This window comes from Nocardioides sp., from assembly GCF_047606145.1.
Lineage (GTDB): Bacteria > Actinomycetota > Actinomycetes > Propionibacteriales > Nocardioidaceae > Nocardioides.
In genome coordinates this window covers 1-7,793 of record NZ_JASGET010000077.1, presented here as the reverse complement: position 1 = coordinate 7,793, position 7,793 = coordinate 1, and the positions used below count along the sequence as shown (strand labels likewise).

The 7,793-nt window shown below is 71.9% G+C and carries 6 protein-coding genes; 2 read left to right on the top strand and 4 right to left on the bottom strand.

Going from position 1 to position 7,793, the window contains the following annotated elements; all coding sequences use genetic code 11:
* From QM638_RS09615 to pepN, 3 genes are all read right to left on the bottom strand, one after another.
* Positions 1-1,176: AAA family ATPase (locus tag QM638_RS09615; protein ID WP_415141749.1), on the bottom strand; the 1,176-nt coding region annotated here is incomplete at its 3' end.
* Complete coding sequence (locus QM638_RS09610) at positions 1,176-2,405, bottom strand: exonuclease SbcCD subunit D (RefSeq protein WP_415141748.1); 1,230 nt, start codon at positions 2,403-2,405, stop codon at positions 1,176-1,178. The genes QM638_RS09615 and QM638_RS09610, both read right to left, overlap by 1 nt.
* Positions 2,406-2,468: 63 nt before the next feature.
* A complete protein-coding gene (pepN, locus tag QM638_RS09605; RefSeq protein WP_415141747.1) occupies positions 2,469-5,009 on the bottom strand; it encodes an aminopeptidase N in 2,541 nt (846 codons plus the stop codon).
* Positions 5,010-5,191: 182 nt separating this feature from the next.
* On the opposite strand from pepN, the gene QM638_RS09600 reads away from it, so the two are divergent.
* Both QM638_RS09600 and QM638_RS09595 read left to right on the top strand, forming a co-directional pair.
* Positions 5,192-6,958 carry a hypothetical protein gene (locus QM638_RS09600; protein WP_415141746.1) on the top strand — a complete coding sequence of 589 codons (1,767 nt, stop codon included), beginning with the start codon at positions 5,192-5,194 and terminating at the stop codon, positions 6,956-6,958.
* Positions 6,959-7,025: 67 nt separating this feature from the next.
* Entirely contained in the window at positions 7,026-7,481 is a 456-nt protein-coding gene (locus tag QM638_RS09595) for an OsmC family protein (RefSeq protein ID WP_415141745.1), read from the top strand.
* A 6-nt stretch (positions 7,482-7,487) separates the two neighbouring features.
* Here the strand turns inward: QM638_RS09595 and QM638_RS09590 are convergent.
* Positions 7,488-7,793, bottom strand: a 306-nt coding sequence (locus QM638_RS09590) for an S-adenosylmethionine:tRNA ribosyltransferase-isomerase (protein ID WP_415141744.1), incomplete at its 5' end; no start/stop codon positions are given.

Genomic DNA, 7,793 nt, shown 5'->3' with positions numbered 1-7,793 from the left:
CTCGTCGCGCAGCGCGGCCCGTTCGTCGATCGCCGCCGTCCAGCGCGCCCGGGCCGGCTCCGCGGCGCGTGCCTCGGCGAGACGAGCGGTGAGAGTATCGAGCTGCTCGGCGACCCGGTCGAGGTCGAGGTCTGGGGGAGCCTGTGCGACGGCGGTCCGGTGGGCCTCGACGGCACGGGCGGCCAGGAGGCGCAGCGGCGTGACCGGTGCCGCGCGATGGGCGTCCTCGAGGGCCGCCACCGCCAGGTCGTGGTCGGCCTGTCCGTCGAGCAGCGCGGCATGCTCCTCGGCGGCCGCACGCACGCGTCGATGCCGCTCGACGAGCTCGCGGGCCTGTGCGGCGGCCCGCTTCGCGGCCGTGTGACGGCTCAGTGCGGTGGCGGCCAGCGCCGTGCTCTCGTCCTGGGCTGCCCGAGCGCCGGCGTGCAGCTCCTCGGTCCAGGCGGAGAGCTCGCCGGACTCGGCGGGCAGGGTCAGGTCGGAGAGGTCCCAGTCGGCCGGCAGGTCGGCACCGGAGGACTCGCTGATCCGGCTGACCGCCTCGGCGACGCGATCGCCGTACTCCGCCGAGCGGTGCCGCAGCTCCGCGCGATGCTGCCGCAGCCACCGCTCGACGTCGGTGAAGCGCTCGGTGCGGAAGAGTCGCTGCAACAGCCCCTTGCGCTCCTCGCTGCCGGCTCGCAGGAAGGTGGCGAACCGGCCCTGCGGGAGCATCGCCACCTGCACGAACTGGGTCAGCGTCATGCCGAGCAGGCCGGAGACCAGCTGTCCGGCCTCGTCCAGCCGGGTGGTGTGGGTGTGCCACTCCTGGCCCCGCTGCTCCTGGACGACGACCGAGGCCTGCTGCAGGGTGGTGCCGGTGCCGCGTCGCTTCGGCCGCTCCCAGGCCGGGGTCCGGGTCAGCCGGAACCGCCGACCGGACAGGGTGGCCTCCAGCACCACCTCGGTCCCGGTGGCGGGGTCGGCCCGGTCCGAGCGGAGGCGCTTCGCGGTCGCCCGGTCACCGGGCACGTCGCCGTACAACGCGAAGCAGACCGCGTCCAGGATGCTCGTCTTACCGGAACCGGTGGCGCCGGAGAGCAGGAAGAGACCGGCGCCGGAGAGGGCGTCGAAGTCCACCTCCACGGTGTCGGTGAACGGCCCGAACGCGGTGATGCGCAGCGCATGCAGCCGCATCAGAACAGCACCTCGGCGAACTCCTCCGCGGCGCCGCTCCCGGCGGACTCCTGGGCAGGCTGGTCGGCGTCGGTCGCGCGCGGATCGAGGTCGGCGTCCTCGCAGCAGGCGTCGACCGCGAACCCGAGCAACGCCAGCTCCTCGGTCGACGGCGCGCGGCCGCGCAACTCGGTGACGAAATCGGTGACCAGCTCGTGGTCACGCCGGGGACGGGCTCCCGGGCGCGGAAGGTGGCCGACGACCGGCGCGGTGGCGGCGAAGCCGAGCACCAGGGCGTGCGGGAATCGGCGGCGCAGTCGCTCCATGGCGTGGCTCGGCCGGACCTGGTCGGTCAGGGTGGCCTGCACCCAGGCGTCCTCCGCCTGCGCGAAGCGGGAGTCGGTGAGCAGCGTCTCCAGGTCGCCCTCGACACGGGCCAGCCGGCGCGGCACCGGCGCCGGCACGAACTCGGCCGCCGCGAACCCGGTGGCGTCCAGGTCGACCAGCCAGCTGCCCTTGGTCTGGTGCTCCTCGGAGAAGGAATAGGCCAGCGGAGAGCCCGAGTAGCGAATCGTCTCGCCCAGCTGTTGGGCGCCGTGCAGGTGGCCGAGCGCGGTGTAGCTCATCTGCTCGAAGAGGTGCGCGGCGACGATCGAGACACCGCCGACGCTGATGTCGCGCTCGGAGTCGCTGGTCGCGGCCGGCGCGTTGCCCGCGACGAAGGCGTGTGCCATCGCCACCGAACGGCCGCCTCGCCGCTCCGCCTCGGACCCCACCCGGCGCATCGCCTCCGCGAGCGCCGCCTGGTGCGAGCGCGCGGAGAGTCCCCAGGCATCCTTCGCCGTGATCGGGTCGAGGTAGGGCAGCGGGTAGAACGCCACCTCGCCATGGGCGTCCTCGAGCAGCACCGGCCGCCCGACCGCGGCGAGCTCGGTGCGGATGAAGACGCCGGCCGCGTCGATCAGCTCCGAGCCGAAGCCGAGTCGGCTCGCGGAGTCGTGGTTCCCGCTGGTGAGGATGACCTTGGCGCGCGATGCGGCCAGCCGGGCCAGGGCCTGGGAGGCGAGTCGGACCGTGTCCACCTGCGGCAAGGCCCGGTCGTAGACGTCGCCGGAGATCAGCACCACATCGACCCGCTCGGCGTCGACGACCTCCAGCAGGTGGTCGACGTAGGCGGCCTGGTGCTCCAGCATCCCCACCCGATGGAACGAGCGGCCCAGGTGCCAGTCGGAGGTGTGCAGGATCCGCATGAGGACACGCTAGGCGCGGGCGCCGACAGTTTCGCGGCGCGACACACTCCGGGGAGCCGCTCCTCAGGCCGGGTACCGCTCGGCGATCACGAGCCGGTGCGCCAGGTCGTCCGCGCAGTCGATCAGCCGGCGCCGCAGGGAGGGATCGAGAGTCTCCGCGGTCGCCAGCCGCCGTGCCTGGGCCAGCACGTCGGCGGAGGGCCGCACCGCGGGGAAGAACGCCTCCGCGGCGTCGGCGAGCACCCATCCCGAGCGCGCGCCGACGGTGCCGGGCAGCTCGGTGAAGTACCTGTCGACGTACGGCGCCACCAGGTCCGCCACCGCGGGCCCGCCGGCCCACATCCCGGCGCCGGCGGCGAGGACCTCGTAGTTCGGCAGGTCGGTCTCGGCGGTGAACACCGACCACGCGTAGGCCTTGGCCTCGGCGTCCGGCAGGGCGCACAGCGCCTGGGTGTGGGCGACCCGCGCGTCGCCGGTCGGCTCCGCGTCGTACGCCGCCCGCAGCTCGGTGCGGGCGGTCGCACCGAGCTCGGCGAGCCGGACCAGCAGGCTCCAGCGCAGCGCGGTGTCGAGGTCGATCCCGCTCGGGGTCCGGGCCAGCCAGGCGCGCAGTCCGTCGGCGGAGGTGGCCGATCTGACCGCGGCGCGGAACGCGGCCAGCTGCGGTTCGGAGCCGGGTGCGGTGCCGGCCAGCTTGTCGAGGGCGGCGGCATGCAGTCGCGCGAGCGAGCCCTCGGGCGCCAACGGCACCACCCAGCCGAAGAGCCACGCCCGGGTCCGGCGCGGGGTGTCCTCGGTGTCCTCGATCGGCAGCCCGGCCTCGGCGACCGCGATCACCTCCGACGGTGCGATGAGTCCTTCCCGGAATCCGCTGCGCAGGTTGTTCCACACCCCGGCGCGCAGGCCGTCGTCGGTGATGGTGTCCATCAGTCCCGGCAGTGCCGCGACGGTGACGGGGTCCGGCACCGAGACCGCCCAGGTGTCGTCGTACGGGTCGAGCAGGACGGCGTCGCTCGCCCCGGCGAGATACGGCGTCTCGGCGGAGTCGACCCTGACGGTCTCGGTCTGCCAGCCGCCCGCGTCGTGCCGGGCGACCCGGAAGGTGTGGGAGCGCTGGGTCGACTCGGGGGCCGGCTCGGGGCCCGACTCGGGGGCCGCTTGCTGTGCTGGTCCCGGAGCGGGCGGCGTGCGCCGGATGAGGCCGGCGGCACGGTCCAGGCTCAGCCGGTCCGGCCCCGCGGTGCGCAGCCAGTCGGCGGCGAAGGAGCTGAGGTCGACCCGGCCGCCGGCGTCCGGACTGCGTCGCGCGGCGCCTTCCCAGGAGGCGAACAGGTCGTGCATGGTGGCGTTGCCGAACCGGTGCCGGGTGAAGTGGTCGACGACGCCGTCGAAGAAGACCTGGTCGCCCAGCGACGCCGCCAGCTGACGCAGGATCGCCGAGCCCTTGGCGTAGGAGATGCCGTCGAAGTCCTGCAGCGCCGCGCTGGCGTCGACCGCGCCGTTGCCGGCGACCGGATGCGTCGAGGGCCGCAGATCGGCGGTCAGTCCCCACTGCCGCCGGGCATAGGAGTTGTCCGCCCAGGCGTCGTGGTACTCGGTCACGCTGGCGGTCACCCGGTTGCCCATGTACTCGGCGAAGGACTCGTTCAGCCACAGGTCGTCCCACCATGCCGGGGTCACCAGGTTGCCGAACCACTGGTGTGCCATCTCGTGGGCCACCGTGGTGGCCCGCTGGATCCGCATGCCGCGGGTCACCCGGGAGGAGAAGATCAGCGGGTCGCGGAGGGTGACGCAACCGGGGTTCTCCATCGCACCGGCATTGAACTCGGGCACGAACGCCTGGTGGTAGTCGCCGAACGGATAGCGGATGCCGAAGAGCCGGTGGTACTCGTCGAAGCACTGCTTGGTGAGGGTGAACAGCTCGTCGGCGTCGGCGTCGAGATCGCCGGCCAGGCTGGCGCGCGCCGAGAGGCCCAGCCGGATCCCGTCGTGCTCGTCGTGCAGCACGTGGTAGGGACCGGCGACGATGGTGACGAAGTACGTCGAGAGCGGTGGCGAGGTCTCGAACTCCCACCGGCTGACACCGCCCTCGGTCCCGGTCCGCGCCGCCGGCGCGTTGCCCAGCACCGTCCACTCGGCGGGCGCGGTGACATGGAAGGTGTACGGCGCCTTGAGGTCGGGCTGGTCGAAGCAGGCGAAGATCGTCGGCGCGGCGTCCATGAACGACATCCCGTACACGTAGTGCCGGCCGTCGGCCGGATCCACGCTGCGGTGCAGCCCCTCGCCGTCGTTGCGGAACGGCATCGTGGCGACCACCTCGAGCTCGTGCTCCCCGGCGGTCAGCGTGAGCGGGAAGCGCCCCCGCTCCAGCAGTCCGACGTCGAGCGCTGCGCCGTCCAGCCGGACCGAGGCGAGTGCCGTCGGCTTCAGATCGAGGAACGTCTCACCGGCCGCCGAGGCGAACCGTAGGACGGTCCGGGAGGCGAAGCTCGCCTCGTCGGCGGCCAGATCCAGGGTCACGTCGTACGACGTCGGGCGGAGGAGTTCGGCTCGAGCGAGCGCCTCGCTGCGCTGAAGACTCCGGGTCGGGCTGAGAGCGGTCACGAGCTGAAGGCTATGCCGTGGGGCCACGCCCCAGGTACGCAGCCGGCGACAGGCGACTCATAGAAGATGAACGTCCGGTTCACAGATTCGTGCGACAGCCCTGCAACCAAACCTGCGTGACCGCGCGTCTACTGCCGTACCGGCGCCGACGCGGGCGCCGCCACCTCTCGAGGAGCAGAAACATGACAACTCGTAGGACACGTGTGGCCGCACTCGCGACCGCCACCGCGGTGATCGTCACCGGGGTCTCCATCGCCTCGGGCGCGCCCGCCCAAGCGGCCGACGGTCCGACCGCCGACTGCGCCACCGCATTCCCGGAGGCAGATCTGGTCAAGGACCAGACCGTGCACGGCCTGACGGTCACCTCCGGCACCACACCCTCGGAGTTCACCGGCACGGTCCTCGGCGTGCTCAAGGGCGGCATCTCCGCCAGCACCGACATGATCGTGATGGAGCTGCACTCCGACGAGATCGACGAGGCCGGCATCTGGGAGGGCATGTCCGGCTCCCCGGTCTACGACGACACCACCGGTGAGCTGATCGGCGCGGTCTCCTACACCCTCTCCTACGGTGAGACCCAGATCGCCGGGGTGACGCCGTTCGCGGCGATGCAGAAGTACCTGCCCGACGGTGGTAGCACGGCCGGGAGCACCGGCACCCGGGACAACGTCCGGGTGCAGAGCAGCGCCCTCGCCCACCGGATCGCGGATGCGGCCGGCATCACCCAGGCGCAAGCAGCCAAGGGGTTCAGCCAGTTGCAGACCCCCGTCTCGGTGGCAGGGGTCTCCGCCAAGCGGGTCGACCAGGCGGCCGACAGCGACGACAAGGCGTTGCACAGCAAGGTCGCCGCGGGCCGCCTCGGCGTCTCCGCCGAGGACGAGAGTCCGGGGGCCGACAGCCTGGTCGCCGGCGGGAACCTGGCGGCCGCGTACGTGTACGGCGATGTGGCGATGGCCGGGATCGGGACCGTGACCTCGGTGTGCGACGGTGGGCTGGTCGGCTTCGGCCACCCGATGGACGGCACCGGCACCACCTCGCTGGCCCTGCTGACCGCCGACGCGGTCACCATCCAGCCGGACAACCTCAACGCCTCCTTCAAGGTCGCCAACCTCGGCCAGGTCGCGGGCATCATCAACCAGGACCGGACGCCCGCCATCGCCGGTCCGCTCGGAGCCGGCCCGCGGGTGGGGAACGTGACCGCCACGTCGACGTACGACGGCACCTCACGGACCGGCACCAGCTATGTCGCCAACCGGGAGTACACCGCCGACGCCGTGTTCTACGAGACGGTCAACAACAGCGACGCGATCACCGACACGCCGTACCTGAAGGGCGGATCGCTGGCGACCTATGTGGTCAAGGGGACCGAGAACGGAAAGGCGTTCTCGCTCACCTACGCCGACCGGTTCGTCAGCGGCGGTGACATCACCAGCGAGACCGCCTACCCGGCGGCCGACCTCGCCTACGCGTTGTCGCTGATGAAGGGCGTCACGATCACCTCGGTCACCGCGAAGGCCGGCTACAACGACAACACCAGGTCCCGCAAGATCACCACGGTGCAGCAGAAGCGCAGCGGCACGTGGGTCACCGTCGGCAAGAAGCCGATCACGGCCAAGCCCGGCGGCACCGTCACACTGCGCGTCACCACCAGCGGCACCGGCGTGAGCACGAAGAAGCAGACCTTCAGCTTCAAGGTCTCCAAGAGGCTCAAGGGTGCCATCGGCGAACTCGATGTGGTCGGCGGCAACGCCAACTACCTCGACGCCTACGGCGACTCGACGATCGCGAAGGTGAAGAAGACGATCGCGGAGACCGCCCGCCATGACCAGGTCCAGACGAACCTGTATCTGCGCAAGCACGGGGTCAACGGCAACCGGGAGATCAAGCTGCCCAAGCTCGACACGATCGTGAAGGGACACAAGTACATCACCGTGAAGGTCAGCAAGTAGTCCGCTGACTCGTTCGGCCGAACAACCGGGAACGGGGCCCGGGGCGCGTCGTGGCAGGCTGGATGCCATGACGACGACCCCGGGCCCCGACCTGCGTTCGGTCACGCTGCACAAGAGCGGCGAACACCGTTTCGTCGCGACCAACGCACGTGGCGGCACGGTGTCGCTGAGCCACGGCGACGATCCGGACTTCACCCCGGTCGAGTTGCTGCTCGCGGCCCTGGCCGGATGCAGCGCGCTCGACATCGACTTCATCACCGGCAAACGTGCCGAGATGACCGGGTTCGAGGCCGTCGCCGAGGGCACCAAGATCCGCGACGCCCAGGGCAACCGGTTGGTCGGGCTGACCGTCACGTTCGCCGTCGAGTTCCCCGAGGGCGCGGCCGGCGACGCCGCCCGCGCGGTCCTCCCCGACGCGATCCGGAAGAGTCAGGACCGGCTGTGCACGGTGGGACGCACCATCACCGTCGGCGATCCGGTGCGCTACACCGCAGGCTCCGGGCACGCCACCGATGGGGCCTGAGCTCGTTCATCGCGCGGGCAGGAGCAGGGCGGCGTCGCCGAACTCGTGCCACAGATAGCCGACTGCGGCGGCTGAGTCGTACGCCGCCTGGGTCAGGGCCGCTCCGGCCACCGCCTCGACCAGGAGCAGATGCGAGGCCTGGGGATCGTGCCACCCGGTGATCAGCCCGTCGACCACCAGCGGTGGATGCGCCGGGGTGATGACCCGATCGGTCCAGCCGCGGGCCGGGCGGACGGTGGCGCCGCGACGGCCCCGGCGGACGACCGCCGACTCGACCGCACGGGCGGCGGTGGTGCCGACCGCGATCACGCG

Coding starts and splice junctions, on each gene's coding strand:
- QM638_RS09600 (WP_415141746.1), top strand. CDS start 5,192: ATGACAACTCGTAGGACACGTGTGGCCGCACTCGCGACCGCCACCGCG.
- QM638_RS09595 (WP_415141745.1), top strand. CDS start 7,026: ATGACGACGACCCCGGGCCCCGACCTGCGTTCGGTCACGCTGCACAAG.
- QM638_RS09610 (WP_415141748.1), bottom strand. CDS start 2,405: ATGCGGATCCTGCACACCTCCGACTGGCACCTGGGCCGCTCGTTCCAT.